Origin of the sequence: Amycolatopsis plumensis, assembly GCF_042652605.1 — a bacterium.
Classification (GTDB): Bacteria; Actinomycetota; Actinomycetes; order Mycobacteriales; family Pseudonocardiaceae; genus Amycolatopsis; species Amycolatopsis plumensis.
Genome location: NZ_JBHSJY010000001.1, coordinates 4,155,877 through 4,177,231, shown reverse-complemented (window position 1 = coordinate 4,177,231; position 21,355 = coordinate 4,155,877). Strand labels below are relative to the sequence as shown.

Sequence of the window (21,355 nt, the reverse complement as noted above, 5' to 3'; positions counted from 1 at the left end):
GTGGTCGGCGTGGATGTGGACGTCTTCGTCGCTGCGCACGCGGCGGAGTGGAACCGGCTCGGCGAGCTGGTCCGGCCCGGCAACAAGCTGACCGGTCCGGAAGCCGACGAGCTGGTGACGCTCTACCAGCGGACCGCGACGCACCTGTCGATCGTGCGGTCGGTCGCGCCGGACCCGGCCCTGCTCGGCAGGCTGTCCGATCTCGTGGCCCGCGGCCGGTCGGCGGTCTCCGGGTCGCACAGCCCGGCCTGGCGCGAGGTCGGCCTGTTCTTCACCCGCCGGTTCCCCGCCGCGGTCTACCTGTCGCGGCGCTGGTGGATCCCGGCCGCGCTGGTGTCGATCGCGGTGATGGCGGTGATCGCCGTCTGGGTCGTGCGCGACCCGCTCGTCCGCGCGTCACTGGGCACCCCGGACCAGCTGAGCGAGCTGACCAAGCCCGGCGGCGAGGCCGAAAGCTACTACTCCACCGGCCCGGCGGCGTCCTTCGCGGCGCACGTGTGGACGAACAACGCCTGGGTGGCGGCGACCTGCCTGTTCCTCGGCATCGCGCTGGGTCTGCCGGTGATCGCCGCGCTCTGGCTGAACTCGCTCAACGCCGGCGCGATCATCGGCGCGATGAGCGCGGCCGGCCGCGGCGACGTGATGATCGGCCTCCTGCTCCCCCACGGCCTCCTGGAGCTGACGGCGGTGTTCGTCGCGGCGGGCACCGGGCTGCGCCTCGGCTGGACGGTGATCGACCCGGGCCGCCGCTCCCGCACGGCGGCGCTCGCCGAGCAGGGCCGGTCGGTGGTCGTGATCGCGCTCGGGCTGACGTGCGTGCTGTTCGTGTCCGGGGTCATCGAGGCGTTCGTGACCCCGTCGGGCTGGCCGACGTGGCTGCGCGTCGGCATCGGCGCGGCGGTCGAAATCGCTTTCCTGGTCTACGTTTTCACCCTCGGCCGCCGCGCGGCGAAGGACGGCGAGGTCGGCGACCTCGACGCCCGTGACGCCGGGGACGCGCTGCCGGAAGCGGCCTAGAGCCGTCCCGCCGCTTTGAGGGCCAGGTAGCGGTCGGCCAACGCCGGCGGCAGCTCCTCCGGGACCGCGTCCACCACGCTCACCCCGTGCCGCACCAGCCGTTCGGTCACCCGCAGGCGCTCGGCCGTCGTGCGCGCCGCCGCCGCCGCGTCGTAGACCGCCGCCGCGTCGCCGCGGGCCGCCAGCATCTCCGCCACCCGGGGGTCCGCCACCGAGGCCAGCACCAGCTCGTGCCGCCCGGTCAGCGAGCTCAGCACCGGGAACAGGCCCTCCTCCAGCGGCGCCGCGTCCAGCCCGGTCAGCAGCACGACCAGCGCCCGGCGGCGGGTCCGCCGGAGCACCTCCGCGACCATGCCGCGCGCGTCCGTTTCGACCAGCGACGGCTCGAGCGGTGCCATCGCGTTCACCAGCGACGTCAGCAGCGAAGCTCCCGACGAGCCCTGCACCGCGGCCCGCAGGCGGCGGTCGTAGGCGATCAGGTCGACGCGGTCGCCGGCGCGGGAGGCCAAGGCCGCCAGCAGCAACGCCGCGTCCATCGCCGCGTCCAGCCGGGGCGCGTCGCCCACCCGGCCCGCCGAAACCCGGCCCGTGTCGAGGACCAGCACCACGTGCCGGTCGCGCTCGGGACGCCACGTCCGGACCATGACGTCGGCCGCCCGCGCGGTCGCGCGCCAGTCGATCGACCGGACGTCGTCGCCGATGACGTACTCGCGCAGCGAGTCGAATTCCGTGCCCTGGCCCCGGATCAGCACCGCGTTGCGGCCGTCGAGCTGCTGCAGCCGCGCCAGCCGCGAGGGCAGGTGCTTGCGGCTGTGGAACGGCGGCAGCACCCGGACCGTCCACGGCACCGCGTGCGAACCCTGCCGCGCCGCCAGCCCCAGCGGCCCGACGGAGCGGACCGTCACGCGCGCCGCCGTCCGGTCGCCCCGCCGCGTCGGCCGCAACGGGGTCACCAGCGCCCGCCGCTCCCCCGCCGGGACGCGCAGCGCGTGCCGGTCCGCCGCCCCGGCCGAAGGCGGCCACGCGTCGCGCAGCTGCCCGCGCACGGTCCGCCCGCCGGGATTGGCGACCACCAGCGTCACCTCGCACGGCTCGCCGAGCCGCACCGAAGTGTCGCCCGAGCGCGCGAACGTCAGCGACCGCACGCTGCCCGCCAGCACGAGGTCGGCGACGACGACCACCAGCAGCACCGCGGCGACCGCCAGCATCCCGGCGGCCGACGGCAGCAGCAGCCCGACCACCAGCGCGCCGAAGAGCGCCAGCAGCCCGAGCCTTCCGGTGACGGCCATGTCAGCGCGGCACGGGCACGGACGCGAGCACGCGGTCCAGCACGCCGTCCGCGGTGACGCCTTCGAGCTCGGCCTCCGGCCGCACGTCCAGGCGGTGCCGCAACGCGGGCCGGGCGAGAGCCTTGACGTCGTCGGGGGTCGCGTAGTCGCGGCCGGCCAGCCACGCCCAGGCGCGGGTCACCGCGAGCAACGCCGTGGCGCCACGCGGGGAAACGCCGATCCGCACCGACGGCAGCGACCGCGTCGCCCGGCACAGGTCGACGACGTACCCGATCACCTCGGGCCCGATCGTCACCTTCGCGACGGCTTCCCGCGCGGCGGCCAGCTCGGGCGCACCGGCCACCGAGCGCAGGCCCGCCGCGGCCAGGTTGCGCGGGTCGAAGCCCTGCGCGTGCCGCCACAGGATGCCGATCTCGTCCTCGCGCGAGGGCGCGGGCATGGTCAGCTTGAGCAGGAACCGGTCCAGCTGCGCCTCCGGCAGCGGGTAGGTGCCTTCGTACTCCACCGGGTTCTGGGTGGCGATCACGATGAACGGGTCCGGCAGCGGCCGCGACTTGCCGTCGATCGAGACCTGCCGCTCCTCCATCGCCTCCAGCAGCGACGACTGCGTCTTCGGCGGGGTCCGGTTGATTTCGTCGGCGAGCAGCAGGTTCGTGAACACCGGCCCCTCGCGGAAGGAGAATTCGCCGCTGTGCGCGTCGTAGACGATCGAGCCGGTGACGTCGCCGGGCATCAGGTCCGGGGTGAACTGCACGCGCGTGGTCTCCAGGTCCAGCGCCGCGGCCAGGGCCCGCACCAGCAGCGTTTTCGCCACGCCCGGGACGCCTTCGAGCAGCACGTGCCCCCGGCACAGCAGCGCCAGGATCAGCCCGGTGACGGCGGCTTCGTTGCCGACGACGGCCTTGCCGACCTCGGCGCGCAACGCGATCAGCGCGTCACGGGCTCCCGTCGCGTTCTCGCTGGTCAAGTTCGCCCCACCTCTCGTTCCACCCGGTCCAGTTCGTCGGCCAGCCGCACCAGCGCCGGGTCGTCCGGCACCGGCGGGCCGTAGAGGACGGCGCCGACGTCGTTCGGCGGCCGGCCGGTCCGCGTGCTCACCGACTCCACCAGCGCCGCCGGATCGGCGTCGCGCGGCAGGCCCAGCGCCGTCCGCAGCCGGTGCCGCGCCGCGTCCCGCAGCGTCTCCCCCGCGTGCCCGGCCGCCTTCGCCCGCCGGTACAGCCGGGCGCGGCCCTCGGCCGTTTCGGCCGCGCGGACGACGATCAGCAGCGGCTCGGTGACCACCGGCCCGAGCCGGCGGGCCCGCCACAACGCCAGCAGGGCCACGGCGACGAACGCCTGCGCGGCCCCGAAGTACCAGCCGTCCGGGATCAGGTCGGAGATCGACCGGCGAGAGACGTCCAGCGCCGGGTCGGACGCGCTCGGCAGGTACCAGACCAGCTTCGGGTGCGCGCCGAGCAGGCGCAGTCCCAGTGCCGCGTTGCCCTGGTCGGCGAGCCGCGCGTTGGTCAGGGGGGCCGGCGTGCCGAGCAGCGTCGTCGTGCGGTTCCCCTCGGCGAGCTGCAGCAGCGTGCCGCCGCCGTCCTCGCCGGGGTAGCACGAGCGGGCGCCGGGCGAGGCGTAGCCGATCCCGCCGAGGGTGGCCTCGCCCGCGGCGACCGCCGCGGCGACCGTGCACTGCGGCGCCAACGTCCCGACGTCGCTGCGCCCGGCCGCGTGCACCAGCGGCAGCGAATCACGCAGGGTCGGTTCCCCCGGCGTCACCAGGACGACGTCGGCGGCGCGCTCGCGCAACGCGTCGAACCGCTTGGCCGGGGCCAGGTCCGGGGCGGTGACCAGCAGTGTCGCGTCTTCGCCGACCTCGGCGTCCGCTTCGGCGATCGTGCGCGCGGTCCGGACGTCGACGCCCTGGTCCGTCAGCAGCTTCACCAGGGCGTGCGCGCCGCCGGGTTCGTACGAGCCGGGTTCGAGGGCGCCGTAGGCCTGCTCGCCGCGCCCGAGCAAGAGCAGGGCGCCGGCGACGAAGATCAGGACGAGGATGGCGAGGGGAATCCGGGCGCCGTGCCAGATCCGGCGCAGGTCCGGGGAGACCGAGGTGCTCACGGGGCCGCCAGGGCGACCGGCCGCTCACGGCGGCAGCGTTCGTCCAGCTCGGTCAAGGTCCGGTACGCCGCTTCGGTGCCTTCGCGGCCGCCGTAGTGGACGTCGTCGAAGAGCCGCGCGCCCTGCCGCAGCTCGTCCGCGACGTTCGGCAGCAGCTGCCCGGCCTCGGCGGCGGCCTCGTCCGCCGTCCGGCCGGAGCGGGTGTCGAGCAGCGCGCGTTCTTCCAGCGCCCGCACGACGGCGCGGAACCGGTCGCGCACGGCGTCGTCGAACCGGCCCGCGGCGGCGGCTTCCGCGGCCGACCGGCGGTAGTCGGCGGCGCTCTTGCGCAGGCTGCCGAAGACCACGCGATCGGCCCGCGCCGATCGCGCGATCTTGCCGGTGCGCAAGCGGATCACCACGACGAGCACGATCAGCAGCGCGACGATCAGGAGCACGCCGAAGATCCCGCCGGGGACGCCCGTGGACAGGCTGTTCAGCAGCTTTTCCAGCTGCTCCCCGAGCCACTGGCCGATCTCCTGGAGCAGGCCCGGCCGCGCGTCCCGGTACTTCGGGTCCGTCAGCTCCTGTTCGGCCGCGCGGCGGGCCGTGTCCCGGTCGATGTCGACCGGGACGTCTGCGAGCCGCGAGGTCACCATGCCGGGGGCGGCTGCACCCCGGCGGCACGAGCCAGCTCGATGTCCATGCCTTCGCGGCGCATCCGCTGGTCGAGGTAGACGATCACGGTGACCAGCGAGACGAACGGGATCGCGATGGTGCCGGCGATGATCTGCCCGGCCGAGGCCAGCAGCAGGTCACCGGTGCCCGGCACGGTCACCTTGGCCGGGTTGAACATCTGGCTGAACACGCCGCTGCCGAGGGTGAACGGCAGCTGGATGATGCTTTCGAAGAACGACTCGATGATCCGGGCCAGCAGCAGCACGCCGAGCACCCGCCAGAACGCCCCGCTGACCAGCTTCACCGACCGGGCGAACGCGTCCCGGAAGGTACCGCGCTCGAGCACCAGCGCCGGCGCGGCCAGCGCCCAGAACACCCAGGCCAGCACACCGGGGACGATGCAGAGCAGGACGCCGATGGTGCTGAGGAGCGCGTAGACGAACGCCACGCCGAGCAGCGGCAGCAGCCGCGGCTGCACCTCGCCCCAGGCGATGCCGAAGGTGACCTCGCGGCCCAGCGCGGCGCGGCTCATCACCGCCGCCATCAGGCCCGCGGTGACGGTCAGCAGGAACGACGTGAGCAGCGACGAGGAGATCAGCACGAGGAAGGTGTCGCCGAACGTGCCGAAGACGGCGTTGCGGAGCTCTTCTTCGGTCGCGGCGGGGCCGAGCTGGACCGTCGAGGCGAAGCCGGCCAGGTTCGCCAGCGCGTACTTCTGCACGACGAACGTGATCGCGGCGGTGATCACCGCCATCACCGCGCCGATGCCGAGCACGAGCAGCGCGTGCCGGCGGATCGCGGTGATCGCGCCGTCGAGGATGTCGCCGATGTTGAGCGGCCGCAACGCGATCACGCCGGGCTTGCCCAGCCCGTTCGGGTTCCAGCGCGGCGGCTGGTACTGCTGGTACGGCGGATACTGCGGCGGCGGCTGCTGCCCGGCGTAGGGCGCGTCCGGCCGGTGGGACGGCCCGTGCTGCCACCCCGGCGGCGGGGTCGGCGGCGCGTCCGGCGCCTGCCAGCCGCGCGGCGGCGTCGCCGGTGACGCCGCGTGATCTTCGGGCCGCTTACTCTCACCCGATCCGGGGGCGGAAGCCTGGGGGACGCCCTGGCTCGGAGTCGGCGTGTCGGCGCCCTCGCCGCCGGGCGCGCCACCGGTGTCTGTCATCGAAGCCCCTCGCCTGCAGTACCTGCTTGCCGACACTCTTCCAGAGCCGGTTACACCCGGCCAGACCTGGGGTGACGTCGGTGCGCCGTGACCGCTCGCGCACGGACGGGTGCGGGACGGCCCATTCCCCCGATATGCTGAATGGCGGGATCGGGTACCCCCGATCCGTACCGAGACCCTTCGGGACTGCCTAGTGACGCAACCGCCCCCCGGCCAGGTACCGCCCCGCGGAACCGTCCAGCCGCCGCCGGTGCCGGATGCGCAACCGGATCTCCCGTGGCTGGGCCGCCCCCACACCGTGTCCGCACCGAAGCGCCGGTCCGCGGCGGCCGTGATCGGCGTCTGCCTCGGCGCGGTGGCCGTGCTGGTGCTCGGGCTGGTCGCGATCGTGGCCCTCAACCGCGACGACACGCCACTGGCCAACCCGAACCTCCGTGACGTCCCGTCGTCGCAGGACGTCCCCCCGCAGCAACTGCCCCCCGGCGGCGCGGGTGCCCCGGCGTCGGCGTCCAGCCCGGCGACCGAGGAGCCGGCGCCCAGCCCGACCGGCCCGCAGAAGATCCTCAAGCTGGCCGACCACCCGATCCTGCAGGACCCCAACGCCGGTCTGCAGAACCGCGTCTGCACGCTGCCGGCCTGGCAGAGCACGCAGGCGGGCGCGGAAGCGTTCTTCACCGCGGCCAGCAAGTGCCTCGACGCGGCGTGGGGCCCGTTCCTCGAGGCCTACCACCTGCCGTTCACCTCGCCGTCGCTGCACTTCCCGACGGGCGCGAGCTTCGAGACCGAGTGCGGCACCATCCAGGTCGGCATCGCGACCGCCGCGTACTACTGCGAAAACAACCTGTACGTCCCGTTCCGCGGGCTGCAGACCGACCAATACGGCAACAACCCGGGCGTCTACCTGGCCCTGTTCGCCCACGAGTACGGCCACCACGTGCAGGAGGTCGCCGGGCTGATGGACGCGGCCTGGCAGAAGATCTACGAGGCCGGCCAGAACAGCCCGGCCGGGCTCGAGATGTCGCGGCGCAAGGAACTGCAGGCCCAGTGCTTCTCGGGGATGTTCCTCGGCGCGCACGTCGACCAGGGCGGCACGATCAGCCGCGACATGTACAACAAGGCCTGGAACGACCAGGAGACCCGCGGCGACAACACCTCCCGCAGCCACGACCACGGGACCAACGCGCACTACGCGTCCTGGTGGCGGGCGGGCGCGACGAGCAACCGGATCGCCGACTGCAACACCTTCGCGGCGCCGTCGTCCGAGGTCAGCTAGCGGTTCTCGGGCGCAGGGGGATGCTCAGCCAGAGGTAGACGAACATCCCGCCGGAGAAGCACGCGAACACCAGCAGCGCCAGCCCGAGCGGGCGGCGGGCGTCGGACGCGCCCATCGACGTGTCGGCGGCGTGGACGACGGCCGGGCCCTGGTCCGGCAGCACGTCCGGGACGGCGACCTCGACGCGTTCGCCCTGACCGTGCCCGCAGCCGTCGAGCGTGCCTTCGTGGGCCTTCCCGGCGACGGTGAACTTCACGGTTTCCTTCGCGTCCGCGCGGTCGCACGGCGCCGGCTTGGTCACCTCTGCCTGCACCGGCGCGCCGAGGACGTCGTTGCCGATGCCGAGCAGCCCGGGCCCGGCCAGCCAGGCGAGCAGCACGACGAGCACGCCCGCCGCGGCGGGGATCGCCACCGTGGGCCACGTGAGGGCGAGGGGTCGCGGGGGCACCCGGTCATGGTTCCAGATCCCGCGGGCAAAACCCAGGTGCCCTGGTCAGCGCTCGATCTTCTCCGCCTGCGTCACCTTCTTGACGTACAGCAGCTTGTCGCCCGGCTCGATGGCGTCGGCCTGCGGGGCGTCGACGCGGTACAGGACGCCGTCGCGGACCAGGCCGAGCACGAGGTCGGCCAGGTGCCGCGGCGAACCGCCCTCTTCGGACGGTTCGACCGCCCGCTCGGCGATCGCCAGTCCCGATTCGGGCGTCAGCAGGTCCTCCATGATGTCCACGACCAGCGGCGTCGACGTCGCCATGCCGAGCAGCCGCCCGGCCGTCTCGCTGGAGACGACGACCTGGTTGGCGCCCGACTGCTTGAGCAGGTGGACGTTCTCCGCCTCCCGCACCGACGCGACGATGTGCGCCTTGGGCGCCAGCTCGCGGGCGGTGAGCGTGACGAGCACCGCCGTGTCGTCGCGGTTCGGGGCGACCACGACCGCGCGCGCGTGCTGCACCGCGGCCACGCGCAGGACGTCCGCCCGGGTGGCCGAGCCGTGCACGGCGACGAGGCCGAGCGCGCTCGCCGCGTCGAGGGCCTGCTGGTCGGTGTCGACGACGACGATCTGCTCCGGGGCGACGTCCTCGTCGCCGAGCAGCGCGTTGACGGCGGACCGGCCCTTGGTGCCGAACCCGACGACGACCGTGTGGTCGCGCACCTTGGTCCTCCACTTCTGGATCTTGAACGCCTGGCGGGAGCGCTCGGTGAGCACTTCCAGGGTGGTCCCGACCAGGACGATGAGGAAGAGCACCCGCAGCGGGGTGATCACCAGGACGTTGACCAGCCGGGCGGACGACGTGGCCGGCGCGATGTCGCCGTAGCCGGTCGTCGACAGCGAGACGGTGGCGTAGTACAGGCTGTCCAGCAGGGACAGGCCGTCGCCGTTGGCGTCGCGGTAGCCGTCGCGGTCGAGGTACACGATGATCACGGTCAGCAGCAGCGCCAGCGTCGCACCGATGATCCGCTTGACGATCGAGCGGAGCGGGCTGACCGTCAGCTCCGGCATCCGCAGGACGCCGACGAGCTCGTGGTCGGGCCGATCGGTGAGACTGCCCAGCGGCAACCGCTTGAGGGCCTTCATGCTGGCTCGTGTCGAGCGTCACTCACGCCCGGAGGATAGCCGAACCGGACACCGCGCCGCCGCGTGAAACGATGAGTTCATGGCAACCTCGCAACGGCCCGCGCACCTGTTGGCGGGCGCGCTGGGCTTCATGGGCGTCCTGCACTTCGCGGTGCCGAAGCCGTTCGACGGCCTGATCCCGCGGTCCCTGCCGGGGTCGCGCCGGGCGTGGACGTACGGTTCCGGCGTGGCCGAGCTGGCGGTCGCGGCCGCGGTGGCGGCACCCCGCACCCGCCGTCTCGGCGGCCTGGCGGCCGCCCTGTTGTTCCTGGGCGTCTTCCCGGGCAACGTCAAGATGGCGATGGACGCGCGCTCCACCCCCCAGCGAACGATCGCCTGGGCCCGCCTCCCCCTCCAGTGGCCCCTGATCGCCTGGGCCCTCAAGGTCCGCGACAACGCGTAACCCGCGTGATTCCCCGGGCATCACGCGTGTCTGGAGGGGCATCACGCGTGTCTGGGCGGGCATCACCGCGATGCCCCTCCAATCACGCGAGATGCCCCTCCAATCACGCGAGATGCCCCTCCGATCACGCGAGATGCCCCTCCGATCACGCGTGATGCCCCGCTGATCACGCCTCGGGGAGGTCGCGGAGGAGGCCGCGCAGGGCGTCCGGGGGCAGCAGGTCGGCCGGGCGGATCGTGCGGTTGGCGCGGACGTAGTGGAATGCCGCGCGGACCCGCTCCACCGGGACGTTCTTCAGTGCCGCCCAGGCCATCCGGTAGGCCGCCAGCTGGACCGACAGGGCCGGGATGCGGGACTCCGGCGGGACCGCGCCGGTCTTCCAGTCGACCACCGTCCAGCCGCCGTCCGGGTCGGCGAAGACCGCGTCCATGCGGCCGCGCAGGGTGATGCCCTCGACGTCGGCCGAGAACGTCACCTCCACCGCCACCGGGACCCGGGACGCCCATTCGCTCTTCTCGAACTCCGTCTGCAGTTCCTCGAAGTCCGCGTCCGGGGCCTCGCCGAAGTCGGCCGCGCCGGGGAGGTCGTCGATCTCGATGAGCTGGTCGCCCGCGAAACGGCGTTCCAGCCAGCTGTGGAACTCCGTGCCGCGGCGGGCGAAGCTGTTGGGTTCCACCGGGAGCGGACGGCGCAGGTCCGCCGCCAGCCGGGCGGCGTCGTCGGCCAGTGCGACCAGCTGGCTCACCGAAAGCCGCGAAGGCAACGGCACCCGGTGCACGTGGTCGTCCTTGCGCGCCCACTCCTCCAGCAGGACGTCGGTGTCGGTCAGCCAGCCGTCCGGATCGTCCTCTTCGGACGCTCCCTCGTCCGGCAGTGACGCGAGTGCCTCGGACACCAGTTCCACGCCGGTCTGCACGCCGGTGCGGCGGTCGGCGAGGGGGTCGACCGGCCAGCGCGCCGCCCGCGAGTCCGTGACCAGCGGGTTCTCGTCTTCCTCGGTGGGTTCCGGAGCCCATTCCGCGAGCTGCCCGGCGCCGGTCTCACGGACGACGTCGGCGATCTCGGTCAGGAACTCCGAAGGCCCCTTCGCCCGGCTGCTGCTTTCGTTCCACCAGTGCCCGGAGACGATCAGCGCGTGCTCGGACCGCGTCAAGGCGACGTAGCAGAGCCGCCGTTCCTCCGCCTGCTCCCGCTCGACGAACCCGGCTTCGTGCAGCTCCAGTCCTTCTTGGACTTCCTTGCGGTCGTACCCCTCGGCGATGTCCAGCGTCGGCAGGTCCTCGGCGTCACCGCGCAGCTTGGCCGGCAGCGACGTCGCCGTCCGCAGCCACGACGACGACCGACGGCGTCCGGGGAACACCTCGCGCACCAGGTGCGGCACGGCGACGACTTCCCACTCGAGGCCCTTCGCCGAGTGCACGGTCAGCACCTGCACCTGGTCCGGGACGACCTCGACCTCGCCCGGGGTGAGCCCGTCCTCGGCGTGCGCGGCGGTGTTCAGGTAGTCCACAAAGGACAGAAGGGTCGCCGTCGGTGCCGTCTCGGCGTAGTCGGCGACGACTTCGGCGAACGCGTCCAGGTGCGCCCGCCCCGCGGATCCGGGACGCGCCAACGACTCCACGTCCAGCAGCATGGTGCGTTCGACGTCGGCGACGAGCTCCGGCAGCGACTGGTCGAGCCGCCGCCGCAGCGCGGCCAGCTCCCACCCGATCCGCCGGATCCGCTTGAAGCCCTCCTCGGAGTACCGCGCCGGGTCACCCGGCTCGTCGATGGCGTCGATCAGCCCGGCCTGCTCGACGCGCTCGACGACCAGCTCCGGCGTGTCCGGCTTCTCCGGGCTGGACAGCTCCCCGGCCCGCCGCCACAGCGCGGCGACGTCGGCGGCCGAGAGCCGCCAGCGCGCCCCGGTCAGCAGCCGGGCCGCAGCGCTGCCGGACAGCGGGTCGGCGAGAACCTTCAGCGTCGAAACGAGGTCCGCGACCTCGGGTTCGTCCAGCAGCCCGCCGAGCCCGACGACCTCGACCGGCAGCCCGCGCGCCCGAAGTTCGGCGGCGATCGGGGCCATGTCGGCGCGCCGCCGCACCAGCACCGCGGCGGTCGGCGGCTTGCCGGCCTCTTCCTGGTGGGCGTACCAGCGCCGGGCGAGGGCGTCGGCGACCCACGCGCGTTCGGCGCGGATGTCCGGCAGCAGCGCGCACGCGATGTCCGCGGGGCCGGCGCCTTCGCGCGCCCGCAGCCGTTCGACGCCGAGGCCGCGGGCGCGCAGCGGTTCGGCGATCGCGTTCGCGAGCTCCAGGATCTCGGGCGGGTTGCGGAAACTGGTCAGCAGGCCGAATTCGTGCGCGGGGACGAGCCGTTCGCCGTCGAAGCGCGGGAAGTCCGTGGTGAACCGGGGCAGGTTGGCCGCGCTGGCGCCGCGCCAGCCGTAGATGGCCTGTGCGGGGTCGCCGACGGCGGTGACCGGCATCGGCGGGTTCTCGACGCCGCCGAACAGCGCCCGCAGCAGCACGCGCTGGGCGTGTCCGGTGTCCTGGTATTCGTCGAGGAGGACGGCGCCGTAGCGCTCCCGCTCGCCGCGCACGACCGACGGGTACCCGCCGGCCAGCTGGGCGGCGAGGGACATCTGGTCGGCGAAGTCGAGCGCGCCTTCGTTGCGCTTGCGGCGGTGGTAGTCGTCGACCAGCGGCAGCAGCGCGAGCCGGAAGTGCTGCGCCGCCATGATTTCGGTGAGCTTCTGCGGCAGGGCGGCCCGCTGGCCCTTGGCGCGCGGGGCGTTCTCGATGACGCGGCACAGCCACGTCGTGTACTCGGCGAGCTGCTCAGTGGAGATCAGGTGCTCGCCCAGCTCACCGGCCAGGGCCAAGAGGTCGGCGGTCACGGTGGGCGGGACGCGGTCGGTGTCGAGCTCGTTGTCCCAAGTGGACACGACCCGGTGCGCAATCTGCCACGACGACGTTTCGGAGAGCAGCCGGACGCCGGGCTGGACCGGGAGGCGCAGGCCGTGTTCGGACAGCAGGCGCCCGGCGTAGGCGTGGTAGGTGAGCACGGTGGGTTCGCCGGCGACGACGGTGGACCGCAGGCCGCCGGTCGGGTCCAGGCGGTCGAGAAGGCCGGATCCAGCGAGGCGGCGCAGCCGGGCGCGGACGCGTTCGCCGAGCTGGCGCGCGGCTTTGCGGGTGAAGGTGAGACCGAGGACGCGGTCGGGGCTGACGATGCCGTTGGCGACGAGCCAGACGACCCGCGCGGCCATGGTTTCGGTCTTCCCGGCCCCGGCGCCGGCGACGACGAGGGAAGGTTCGACGGGCGCGGCGATGACGGTGGCCTGCTCGGGCGTGGGCCGGTGCAGCCCGAGCGCGTCGGCGAGTTCGGCGGGCTCGACGGGGTTGGCGATGAGGAGCGGGCTCACGGGCGCCCTCCACCGCGGCTCGGCTCTGCAGTGAATGACTCATTCATGTCACCGGACGTCAGGAATGAGTCATTCACTGCATCCCGCGCCAGGAATGAGTCATTCACTGCACCGGGGCGGCGGCTCAGACCGTTCACGGGCCCGGCACCTGCCGCCCCTCGGGGCGCAGCGGGCAGCACCCCCGCGCCGGACACCGGTCGCAGTCCGGGTTTTCCTGGGCCTGATAATCCGGCCCGGCCGCCGAAGCCGCCGCCTTCTGCACCAGCTCCAGCCACTGCTTGCCGCCGACCTCGTCGAGCGGCGGCTGGGACCGCTCCGTCGCCCCCGTCTTGTTGTTCGCCTTGGCGACGTACACCAGCCGCGCGCCGCCCGCCTCGGTCCGGCCCTCGATCGCGCCCAGCAGCACCGCCAGCTGGTACGCCGCCAGCTGGGGGTGCGCCTCGGCCTCCGCGCCCGACACCGGGACCTTGCCCGTCTTGATGTCCACGATCACCGGGCGGCCCTCGGAATCGAGCTCCACCCGGTCGACCCGCCCGCGCAGCAGCACCCGGACCTCGTCGTCGCCCCCGGACGGCAGCTCGACCTCGATGTCCTGCTCGACCCCGGCTTCCTTGAGCTCCGCCCGGCTCCGCTCCAGCCACGTCGTGAAGTTCCGCAACATCTGCTCGACGCGCCGCCGCTCCCGCCGCGAGAACCACGGCGCCCCCGCGTCGACGCGCACCCACGCCTCGTCCAGCGCGGCCTGCAGCTCCGCGTCCGTGCTCCCCGAAGCGACCGCCTGCGCGAGCCCGTGCACCAGCGTCCCGGTCACCGCCGCCAGCTGGGCCGGGTCGCTGCCGCCGTGACGCTCGATCATCCAGCGCAGCGGGCACTTCGTCAGGATCTCCACTGTGGACGGTGAGATCCGGATCAGGTCGCCCGGCGGGTGCACCGGCTCGTCGCTGGACGCCGGCAGCAGCCCGTACCACGTCGACGGGTGCGCGCCGGGCACGCGCGCGTCGGCCAGCCGGGCCAGCTGCTTCGCCGCCCGGCGCCGCCGGGCGGGATCGGCCTTGTCGTCGCAGACGACCTCGCGCAGCTCCCCCACCAGCTCGGCGAGCACCAGCGACCGGCCCGGCGGCTTCATCCGCGAGTCGAGCCCGCCGTCGTCGGCGCCGTTCTCCTCCAGGTCGTCGAGGAACCGGGACGGTTGCTCGTCCTCGCCCGAGACGGCGGTGACCAGCAGCGTCTGCTTCGCCCGGCTCATCGCGAGGTAGAACAGGCGCCGCTCTTCGGCGAGGATCGGCGCGGTCTGGGAGACGGCGTCGTCGTCGACCCCGGCCATCAGGTCCTTGAGCCGCTCCACGCCCAGCACCGATCCCCGCAGCCGCAGGTCCGGCCACGCGCCCTCCTGGACACCGGCGACGGCGACGACCGTCCACTCGCGACCAGCGGCGGCATGCGCGGTGAGCAGCGAGACGCCGTCGGACGGGACGGCCGCCGGCGCCAGCGTGTCACCCGCGATCCGTTGCGCGCCAAGGTAATCGGCGAAGGAGGCGACACTCGCGCGGGGCAGCCGGTCGACATATCGGCCCGCGGCGTCGAACAACGCGACGACGGCGTCGAGGTCGCGATCGGCCTGCGCGCCCAGCGACCCGCCGCGTTCGACCTGCTTCAGCAGCTTGTCCTGCAGCCCGCTTTCCCGCCACAGCTCCCACAGCACCTGCTCGACACCCTCGCCGCGCGCGACGGCCTGGTGCGTGACGCGCAGCAGCCCGCCGACGCGCCGCACCGGCTCGGCTTCGGCGTCGGCCAGCCCGGCTAGGATGTCCCCGCCGCGCAACGCTTCCACGAGCAGTTCGTCGCTCGACCGCTGGCCGCCACCGGCCAGTTCGAGCCGGCGCAGACCGCGCCGCAACCGCCGCAGCGCCAACGGATCCGCGCCGCCGAGCGACGACGACAGCAGCATTTCCGCGAGGTCGACGTCGAGGAGTTCGGGCGACGGCGCGAGCTTCAGCACGGCCAGCAGCGGCCGCACCGCGGGCTGCTTGGCCAGCGGCAGCTCCTCGGTCGCCGACCCGATCGGGACGCCGGCGGCGCGCAACGCTCGTTGCAGCACCAGGAAAGTCCGCGCGGGCGACCGGACGAGCACCGCGATCTCCGACCACGGCACGCCGTCGACGAGGTGCGCGCGGCGGAGCTGGTCGGCGATCCAGCTCGCCTCCGCGGCGGGCGTCGGCATCACCCGGACCCGCACGTTCCCGCCGGAAGCCCCCTTGGGAGGCACGATCTTGCGGTGCGGCGACGCGCCCGGCAGCGTCGCGCCGATCTTGGCCACCGCGAGCCGCACGGCCGGGGCGAGCCGGTGGGCCGTGGTGAGCGTGACGGTCCGGCTGCCGTCCGGGTCGGCGTCGGCGAACAGCCGCGCGTCGGCGCCCCGGAAGGAGAACACGTTCTGGTCGGGGTCGCCGGCCACGACGAACTCGGCCGCGGTGTGCCCGATCACCCGGACCAGGCTGGTCTGCAGCGGGTCGAGGTGGTGGGCGTCGTCGACGAACAGGTGCCGGACGCGGGTGCGCTCGCGTTCGCGCAGCTCGTCGTCGTCCTCCAGGGCGAGCAGGGCGGAGGTGACGAGCTCGGCGGCGTCCAGCGCGGGCGCGCTCGCCACGCCGAGTGCGTTGCCGCCCGCGCCCTGCAGCTGCGTGACCTCTTCGTACTGCGACCAGAACTGCCCGGCGGCGATCCACTCCTCGCGCCCGCGGCGGCGGCCCAGCTCGGCGAGGTCCTCGGGGCCGAGCCCGCGCTCGGCGGCCCGCATCAGCAGGTCGCGCAGCTCCTCGGCGAAGCCGGGGACCATCAGGGCGGGCCGCAGCTGCTCGGGCCAGTACTCGGCCTCTTCGTCGAGGTCACCGGCCAGCAGTTCCCGGACGACGACGTCCTGCTCGGCGCCGGCGAGCAGCCGCGGGGGCGGGAGTTCTTCGGCCATCGCTTCCAGCCGCAGCAGCGAGTAGGCGTAGGAGTGGACCGTGCGGACCAGGGGTTCGCGGACGGTCCGGGGCAGCGGCCGCGCCAGGTCGGGGTCGGCGGTGAGCCGGCGCGTGATGTCCGCGCGCAGCGCGTCGGCGGACCGGCGGGACGTGGTCAGCACGAGCACGCTCTCCGGGTCGGCGCCCTCGGCGATGCGGCGGGTGGCGGCCGAGGCCAGCAGCGCCGTCTTGCCGGTGCCGGGACCGCCGAGCACGCGGAGGAACCCGCCGGGTGCGGAGAGCACGCGACGGGCGCCTTCGTCCCAGGTGAACGAGGGTGTGGCGGTGACCGGCGCGCGCACCAGCCGCGCGTCCGCCTGCGCCGTTCGCCTCCCGTTCACCCCGCGATGGAACCACGCCCGGTCCCCCGGGTGGCGCACCGGCACGCTCGAAGGCGGTGAAGGCCACCGCGGGTGCGGTGGATGGTTGCCGAAAGTGTCGTACCCCTACGGCAGAGTGTCGGTATGGACGACGTTCTGCACGAGCGCGTGCGGGAGATCATCGAGTCGGTGCCGGCCGGCACGGTGGCGACGTACGGCGACATCGCGGCTCTCGCGGGAGCGCCGTCGCCGCGGATGGTGGGCGCCATCCTGGCCGAGGACGGGCACGACCTGCCGTGGCACCGGATCCTGCGCGCGAACGGCACCCCGGCACCGCACCTGGTCCACGACCAGCTGGAGCGCCTGCGCGCGGAGGGTGTCCTGGCCGACGGCCAGCGCGTCGACCTGCGGAAGTACCGGTGGAAGCCGGACGGAGAGGAGGAAACCGGACCCGAGGGGCTGTTCTAACTCCATATTCTTAGGTTAGCCTCGCCTAATGACCACGACGGAGGCGCTGACCTACCACCGTGCCCGGGTGAGCGCGATCCGGCCGGTCACGCCGCACATGGTGCGCGTGACGTTCGCCGCGGACAGCTTCCGCGACGTCCCGGCCGGGGCGCCCGACCAGTACGTCAAGGTGTTCTTCCCGCTGCGGGGACAGGACGCGCCGGTGCTGCCGGAGACCGGCTCCGACGTCATGTCCTGGTACCGGACGTACCTGGCGATGCCGGACGACGTCCGCCCGCCGATGCGCACGTACACGGTCCGGGCCCATCGCCCGCAGGCGGCGGAGATCGACGTCGACTTCGTGCTGCACGGCGATACGGGGCCGGCCTCGGCCTGGGCGTCGCGGGCGGCACGGGGCGACCGGGTGACGTTCACCGGGCCGTACGGGCTGTACGCGCCACCAGACGGCTGCGCGTGGCAGCTGCTGGTCGGCGACGAGACGGCGCTGCCGGCGATCGGCGCGATCATTGAGCAGCTCCCGCCGGGCGCGCGGGCTTCGGTGTTCGTCGAGCTGGCGGACCGCGCGGAGCGGCAGGCGTTCGAGACGCGCGGAGCGGTGGAGATCCACTGGGTGCTGCGCGGTACGCGGCCGCGGGGAGAGGCGCTGCTGGAGTCGCTGCGCGCGGCGGCGTTCCCGGGCGGGACGCCGTACGCGTGGGTGTCCGGCGAGGCCGGAGTGGTGAAGGCGGTGCGGCGCCACCTGGTGCGGGAGCGCGAGGTGGACAAGCGGCTGATCTGCTTCACGGGCTACTGGCGGCTCGGGATGAGCGAGGAGGCCGCGGGCCGGGAGGCGGTCCGGGCGGCGGAGGCGGGCGAAGTGCCGGCCGGCAACGACTGACACGTGGAATCGCCGGCCGAACCTAGGCCTTTCCGAGCGTGGTGACCAGCAGCTTCACCAGCGCGCCCAGGCGCTGGCGCTCCGGCTGCAGCGTCCCGATGCCCGCCGCCTCCAGCGGGGCGGCCGTCACCGGGCCGACGCACGCCACCACCAGCGGGCCGCGCAGGGCCGCCACCAGCTCGTCGTAGTGCCCGGACGTGCGCGCCAGCGTCAGGAAGTTCGCCGCGGCCGGGGCGCTCGTGAAGGCCAGCGCGTCCAGCTCGCCCGCCACGGCCGCGTCGATCAGGTCGTACACCGGCGTGACGTCCGGCGGCGAATGCCAGCGGTAGGGCTGCACCTGCACCAGGGACGCACCGGCGTGCACCAGCGGATCGGTGAGCTCCGGCAAGGGCGTGCCGTGCAGCTGGACGGCCACCCGCTCTCCACCGACCCCGGCCGCGGCCAGCGCCCCGAACAGCTCGGCGTTCGACTCCGAAGCGGCCGAAAAGGACTCGCGCAGGCCGGCGCCGCGGACCGCGCCCACCGCCTTCGGGCCGCGGGCGTAGATCCGGGACTCCCCCAGCGCCGCCAGGAGTCCCTCGCGCAGGCCCCACCCCTCGGCCGCGTCGAGCCAGCCGCGGAAGCCCGCGCCCGTCGTGACCACCGTGAACCCGACCGGGGCCGCCAGCACCGCCTCGGTGCCCGCGCGCAGTTCGGGGTCGCTGTCCAGGGGCACGATGGTGATCGTCGGCGCGTGGCGGACCTCGGCGCCGGAGCGTTCGAGGGCCGCGATGAATTCGCCCGCTCGCCGCTCGGCCGTGACCCCGATGGCGATGCCGCTCAGCTCACCCATAGAACGCGCCCATCTCCTCGATCGCTTCGGCCAGCTCCGCCCGCAGGTCCGCCGGTGCCAGGACCTCCAGGTGCGGCCCGAAGCGCAGCAGCTCCCCGATGGCCGGTTCGCCCGGCTCCACCGGCAGCTCCACGGTGAGCCAGCCGTCCGCGCCGGGCTCGTTCGGGCAGTCGCGCAGGGCGCGGGCGCCGACGGAACCTCCGTAGAACGGTACGAGAGCCTGCGCCCGTGGCGAAAGCCGCACCACCGCGACGCGCGGGTACATCCGGCGTTCGAACTGCTCTGACCACTCCTGCCAGTACCGCGCGAGGTCGAAGCCGTCCGGGCGCTCGAACACCTCGCCCAGGTCTTCCAGCTCCAGCACCCGGGAGACGCGGTAGGTGCGGTCGGTGCCGTCGCAGCGGCCCGCGAGGTACCAGTTGCCCGCCTTGAGGATCAGCCCCAGCGGCTCCAGCTCCCGTTCGACGACCCGCTGCCCCCAGCGTTCGTAGCGGATCCGGATCCGGTGCGACGACCACACGGCGTCGGCGATCGCCGACAGCGCCGGCAGGCTCTCGATGCCCCGGTGCCAGCCCGGGACGTCCAGGTAGAACCGCTCGGCGACGCGTCCGGCGCGGTCGCGCAGCTCGGCGGGCAACGCGGCGTACAGCTTGAGCTGCGCCGCCGTGAGCACCGTGCCGAGCCCCAGCTCTGCCGCCGCCACGGGCAGGCCGGCCAGCGACAGCGACTGGGCCTCTTCCTCGGTCATCCCGGTGAGCCGGGTGCGGTAGCCGTCGACGAGCCGGTAGCCGCCGGTCCGGCCGCGGTCGGCGTACACCGGGACGCCGGACGCCGAGAGCGCGTCGATGTCCCGGTAGACCGTCCGCACCGAGACTTCGAGCTCCTCGGCCAGCTCCTCGGCCGTCATCCGGCCGCGGTTCTGCAGCAGCAGGAGAACGGACAGGAGACGGCTCGCGCGCATGACGGCGATTCTCGCAGAAATACCTGACACGAGCTGACAGGTATGCCCGGCAGAGTGGTCCCCATGAACGCTTTCACCACGAAGAACTGGGAAGAGAAGATCGTCAGCGGCACCGAGGGCAGCGGGCCGCGGGTGGCCTACGCGCACGCCACCTTCGCGTACGAAGGTGTCATCGAGGGTGAGTCGGTCTGCGACCTTCTGCTGTACTACGCGGGCGAAGGGTACGAAAGCGGCGAGACGACGTCGCCGTGCTTCGAGCGCTTCGAAGGCAAGGTCGACGGTCGCGAAGGGACGTTCATCGTGCGCCACGAGTACACCTTCGACGCGAAGGGCATCGCCTCGACGTTCACTGTCGTCCCCGGCTCGGGCACCGGCGAGCTGGCCGGGATCACCGGCCGCGGCACCGCCGGCGGCGCCATGGGCGAGGACAAGGTGGGCTACACCTTCGAGTACGCGTTCTAGGAGCTGCCCGTGGACCGCCGTCAGGTACTCGCCTACCGCATCGCCGAGCACGGCCTGCACCGCTCGGCGCAGGACGTCGCCGACCTCGCCGTGGTCCGGGCCGGGCTTCAGGACAGCATGCGCGACACCGCGCTGCTCGCCCTGGTGGCCCGGCTCGACGGGCCGGTGTCTTTCGATGAGCTCGTCCTGGCCTGGACGTTGCGGGGTGCGCCGCACTACCACGTGCGCTCGGACCTGCCGGAGGTGATCCGGGCGCTGGTCCCGCTGGACGACGCGGACGCGCAGGCCCGGATGTTGTGGCAGCGCAAGGAAATGGCGGCGACCGGGCTGGCCGCGACCGAGGTGGTCTTCACCGCGGCCGCGGCGCTCCGGAAGATCGTCACGAAGCCGATGACGAAGGGCGCGGTTTCGGCGGCGGTCACGAAGGTGCTGCCGCCGTCGTTCTCGCGGTGGTGCCGCGGCTGCAACGCGACGCACATCCAGGAGCAGCTGATGCGCATCGCGGCGCCGTTGGGCGGCATCCGCTTGGTGTCCGGCGCGTCCCCGGCGACCTTGGCGCCGCTGGAGGGCCGCGGCCGCCTGCGGAAGACGCCGGACCCGGCCGCGGCGACGGCGGTGATCGAGCGGTACCTGCGGCTCAACGGCCCGGCGTCCCCGGGCGAAGCGGCGGAGTTCGCGGGCACGGCTCGCGCGGTGGTCGACCGGACGTGGCCGGCGGACCTGGTTTCGGTGCAGGTCGAGGGCAAGACCCGGTTCCTGCCGTCGTCCCGGCTGGCCGCTCTGGAGAATCCGCCGGAGCCCGACCTGGTGCGGCTGCTGCCCCCGCTGGATCCGTTCATCCAGGCGCGCGACAAGGCGTTGCTGGTCCCGGATCCCCTGCGGCGCAAGGAAGTGTGGAAGATGCTGGGCAACCCGGGGGTGCTGGTGGCTGATGGCGACATCGCGGGGATTTGGCGCGCGGAGGGTTCTGGAGCGAAGCTGACGGTGACGTTGACGGCTTTTGACCCGCTGCGCCCGGCGGCCCGCGAGGAAGCGGAAGCCGAGGCGGCTCGGGTGGCGGTGGCGCGGGGATTCGAGAAGCACGCGGTCACCTGGGCCGGCTGATCCCTGCCCGTGGGGGCGCCCCCCAAATTTCACGCTATCAGCGGGCACCGACAATTCCGGTCGCCGAGAAGCCGGGAGCCGGGTCGGTGGCCTACCACCCCGAAGCCCGATTGTGACGACGGACGGTGGTGCCGCGTCAAGGCGGGAAAGCGTGCCTTGACCCGGCACCACCGTCCGTGTTCTGGCTTCGGATCGGGGTGGCAGGGGGAGGTCTGGGTGGGTGTTCCGGTCATGCCGCCGGCTTGCGTTCGCGTCCGGGGTGCTACGACTTTCCGGAACCACTCCGGGCTCGCGGGGGCGCCCCCCGTTTTCCACATTACCGGCAGGCACCGACAGTTTCGGTCGGTCCCAAGCGCCCCAACGTGGTTGCCGCGGCTGCGAAACCACATCGGGGCGCTTCC

At 73.4% G+C, this 21,355-nt stretch carries 18 protein-coding genes; 7 read left to right on the top strand and 11 right to left on the bottom strand.

The features are described from left to right. Positions 1–9: 9 nt before the first annotated feature. Positions 10–1,017: a stage II sporulation protein M gene (locus ACFPLC_RS20295; protein WP_378195388.1), complete on the top strand. Its 1,008-nt coding sequence runs from the start codon at positions 10–12 to the stop codon at positions 1,015–1,017. Here the strand turns inward: ACFPLC_RS20295 and ACFPLC_RS20290 are convergent. The 5 genes from ACFPLC_RS20290 to ACFPLC_RS20270 are packed head-to-tail and all read right to left on the bottom strand — an operon-like array spanning position 1,014 to position 6,231. After that, positions 1,014–2,306, bottom strand: coding sequence for a DUF58 domain-containing protein (locus ACFPLC_RS20290; protein ID WP_378195385.1), 1,293 nt, complete (start codon positions 2,304–2,306; stop codon positions 1,014–1,016). The two genes, ACFPLC_RS20295 and ACFPLC_RS20290, sit on opposite strands and share 4 nt — an antisense overlap. Position 2,307: 1 nt before the next feature. After that, positions 2,308–3,273 carry an AAA family ATPase gene (locus ACFPLC_RS20285; protein ID WP_191314064.1) on the bottom strand — a complete coding sequence of 322 codons (966 nt, stop codon included), beginning with the start codon at positions 3,271–3,273 and terminating at the stop codon, positions 2,308–2,310. Next, positions 3,270–4,409, bottom strand: a complete 1,140-nt coding sequence (locus ACFPLC_RS20280) for a DUF4350 domain-containing protein (protein WP_378195382.1) — start codon at positions 4,407–4,409, stop codon at positions 3,270–3,272. Before ACFPLC_RS20280 ends, ACFPLC_RS20285 begins: the two co-directional genes overlap by 4 nt. Beyond that, on the bottom strand, positions 4,406–5,047 hold the full coding sequence (locus tag ACFPLC_RS20275; protein ID WP_378195379.1) for a DUF4129 domain-containing protein: 642 nt from the start codon (positions 5,045–5,047) through the stop codon (positions 4,406–4,408). The genes ACFPLC_RS20280 and ACFPLC_RS20275 overlap by 4 nt, the downstream gene beginning before the upstream one ends. After that, the gene (locus ACFPLC_RS20270; RefSeq protein WP_378195377.1) at positions 5,041–6,231 is read right to left on the bottom strand and encodes a hypothetical protein; all 1,191 of its coding nucleotides are present in this window, start codon (positions 6,229–6,231) and stop codon (positions 5,041–5,043) included. The genes ACFPLC_RS20275 and ACFPLC_RS20270 overlap by 7 nt, the downstream gene beginning before the upstream one ends. A 250-nt stretch (positions 6,232–6,481) precedes the next feature. Between ACFPLC_RS20270 and ACFPLC_RS20265 the strand changes: the two genes are divergently transcribed. Further along, positions 6,482–7,504, top strand: a complete 1,023-nt coding sequence (locus ACFPLC_RS20265) for a neutral zinc metallopeptidase (RefSeq protein WP_378195485.1) — start codon at positions 6,482–6,484, stop codon at positions 7,502–7,504. On the opposite strand, the gene ACFPLC_RS20260 is transcribed toward ACFPLC_RS20265, so the two are convergent. Both ACFPLC_RS20260 and ACFPLC_RS20255 read right to left on the bottom strand, forming a co-directional pair. Continuing rightward, a complete protein-coding gene (locus ACFPLC_RS20260; RefSeq protein WP_378195482.1) occupies positions 7,497–7,916 on the bottom strand; it encodes a hypothetical protein in 420 nt (139 codons plus the stop codon). The genes ACFPLC_RS20265 and ACFPLC_RS20260 overlap by 8 nt on opposite strands. An 81-nt stretch (positions 7,917–7,997) precedes the next feature. After that, a complete protein-coding gene (locus tag ACFPLC_RS20255) occupies positions 7,998–9,077 on the bottom strand; it encodes a potassium channel family protein (RefSeq protein WP_378195374.1) in 1,080 nt (359 codons plus the stop codon). Positions 9,078–9,156: 79 nt separating this feature from the next. Between ACFPLC_RS20255 and ACFPLC_RS20250 the strand changes: the two genes are divergently transcribed. Then, a complete protein-coding gene (locus ACFPLC_RS20250) occupies positions 9,157–9,519 on the top strand; it encodes a DoxX family protein (RefSeq protein ID WP_378195371.1) in 363 nt (120 codons plus the stop codon). Positions 9,520–9,685: 166 nt separating this feature from the next. On the opposite strand, the gene ACFPLC_RS20245 is transcribed toward ACFPLC_RS20250, so the two are convergent. Both ACFPLC_RS20245 and ACFPLC_RS20240 read right to left on the bottom strand, forming a co-directional pair. Beyond that, positions 9,686–12,925, bottom strand: coding sequence for an ATP-dependent helicase (locus ACFPLC_RS20245; RefSeq protein ID WP_378195368.1), 3,240 nt, complete (start codon positions 12,923–12,925; stop codon positions 9,686–9,688). Between the two features lie 133 nt (positions 12,926–13,058). After that, on the bottom strand, positions 13,059–16,232 hold the full coding sequence (locus ACFPLC_RS20240; RefSeq protein WP_378195479.1) for an ATP-dependent helicase: 3,174 nt from the start codon (positions 16,230–16,232) through the stop codon (positions 13,059–13,061). Positions 16,233–16,394: 162 nt separating this feature from the next. Here ACFPLC_RS20240 and ACFPLC_RS20235 point away from each other — a divergent pair, with 162 nt between their 5' ends. Then, positions 16,395–16,718: an MGMT family protein gene (locus ACFPLC_RS20235; RefSeq protein ID WP_360183937.1), complete on the top strand. Its 324-nt coding sequence runs from the start codon at positions 16,395–16,397 to the stop codon at positions 16,716–16,718. Positions 16,719–16,746: 28 nt separating this feature from the next. Beyond that, positions 16,747–17,595 carry a siderophore-interacting protein gene (locus ACFPLC_RS20230; protein ID WP_378195365.1) on the top strand — a complete coding sequence of 283 codons (849 nt, stop codon included), beginning with the start codon at positions 16,747–16,749 and terminating at the stop codon, positions 17,593–17,595. 22 nt (positions 17,596–17,617) lie between these two features. Here the strand turns inward: ACFPLC_RS20230 and ACFPLC_RS20225 are convergent, their stop codons facing one another. Further along, positions 17,618–18,427 carry a uroporphyrinogen-III synthase gene (locus ACFPLC_RS20225; protein ID WP_378195362.1) on the bottom strand — a complete coding sequence of 270 codons (810 nt, stop codon included), beginning with the start codon at positions 18,425–18,427 and terminating at the stop codon, positions 17,618–17,620. Continuing rightward, complete coding sequence (locus tag ACFPLC_RS20220) at positions 18,420–19,388, bottom strand: helix-turn-helix transcriptional regulator (RefSeq protein ID WP_378195359.1); 969 nt, start codon at positions 19,386–19,388, stop codon at positions 18,420–18,422. Before ACFPLC_RS20220 ends, ACFPLC_RS20225 begins: the two co-directional genes overlap by 8 nt. 63 nt (positions 19,389–19,451) lie before the next feature. On the opposite strand from ACFPLC_RS20220, the gene ACFPLC_RS20215 reads away from it, so the two are divergent. Both ACFPLC_RS20215 and ACFPLC_RS20210 read left to right on the top strand, forming a co-directional pair. Beyond that, positions 19,452–19,850: a DUF3224 domain-containing protein gene (locus tag ACFPLC_RS20215; protein WP_191314075.1), complete on the top strand. Its 399-nt coding sequence runs from the start codon at positions 19,452–19,454 to the stop codon at positions 19,848–19,850. A gap of 9 nt (positions 19,851–19,859) precedes the next feature. Next, positions 19,860–20,954, top strand: coding sequence for a DNA glycosylase AlkZ-like family protein (locus ACFPLC_RS20210; RefSeq protein ID WP_378195356.1), 1,095 nt, complete (start codon positions 19,860–19,862; stop codon positions 20,952–20,954). The last annotated feature ends 401 nt before the right edge of the window (positions 20,955–21,355 follow it).

What these genes read in the sequence shown, in the direction of transcription:
- ACFPLC_RS20290 (WP_378195385.1), bottom strand. Translation starts at nt 2,306, where the DNA reads ATGGCCGTCACCGGAAGGCTCGGGCTGCTGGCGCTCTTCGGCGCGCTG.
- ACFPLC_RS20275 (WP_378195379.1), bottom strand. Translation starts at nt 5,047, where the DNA reads ATGGTGACCTCGCGGCTCGCAGACGTCCCGGTCGACATCGACCGGGAC.
- ACFPLC_RS20270 (WP_378195377.1), bottom strand. Translation starts at nt 6,231, where the DNA reads ATGACAGACACCGGTGGCGCGCCCGGCGGCGAGGGCGCCGACACGCCG.
- ACFPLC_RS20255 (WP_378195374.1), bottom strand. Translation starts at nt 9,077, where the DNA reads ATGAAGGCCCTCAAGCGGTTGCCGCTGGGCAGTCTCACCGATCGGCCC.
- ACFPLC_RS20250 (WP_378195371.1), top strand. Translation starts at nt 9,157, where the DNA reads ATGGCAACCTCGCAACGGCCCGCGCACCTGTTGGCGGGCGCGCTGGGC.
- ACFPLC_RS20235 (WP_360183937.1), top strand. Translation starts at nt 16,395, where the DNA reads ATGGACGACGTTCTGCACGAGCGCGTGCGGGAGATCATCGAGTCGGTG.
- ACFPLC_RS20230 (WP_378195365.1), top strand. Translation starts at nt 16,747, where the DNA reads ATGACCACGACGGAGGCGCTGACCTACCACCGTGCCCGGGTGAGCGCG.
- ACFPLC_RS20225 (WP_378195362.1), bottom strand. Translation starts at nt 18,427, where the DNA reads ATGGGTGAGCTGAGCGGCATCGCCATCGGGGTCACGGCCGAGCGGCGA.
- ACFPLC_RS20220 (WP_378195359.1), bottom strand. Translation starts at nt 19,388, where the DNA reads ATGCGCGCGAGCCGTCTCCTGTCCGTTCTCCTGCTGCTGCAGAACCGC.
- ACFPLC_RS20215 (WP_191314075.1), top strand. Translation starts at nt 19,452, where the DNA reads ATGAACGCTTTCACCACGAAGAACTGGGAAGAGAAGATCGTCAGCGGC.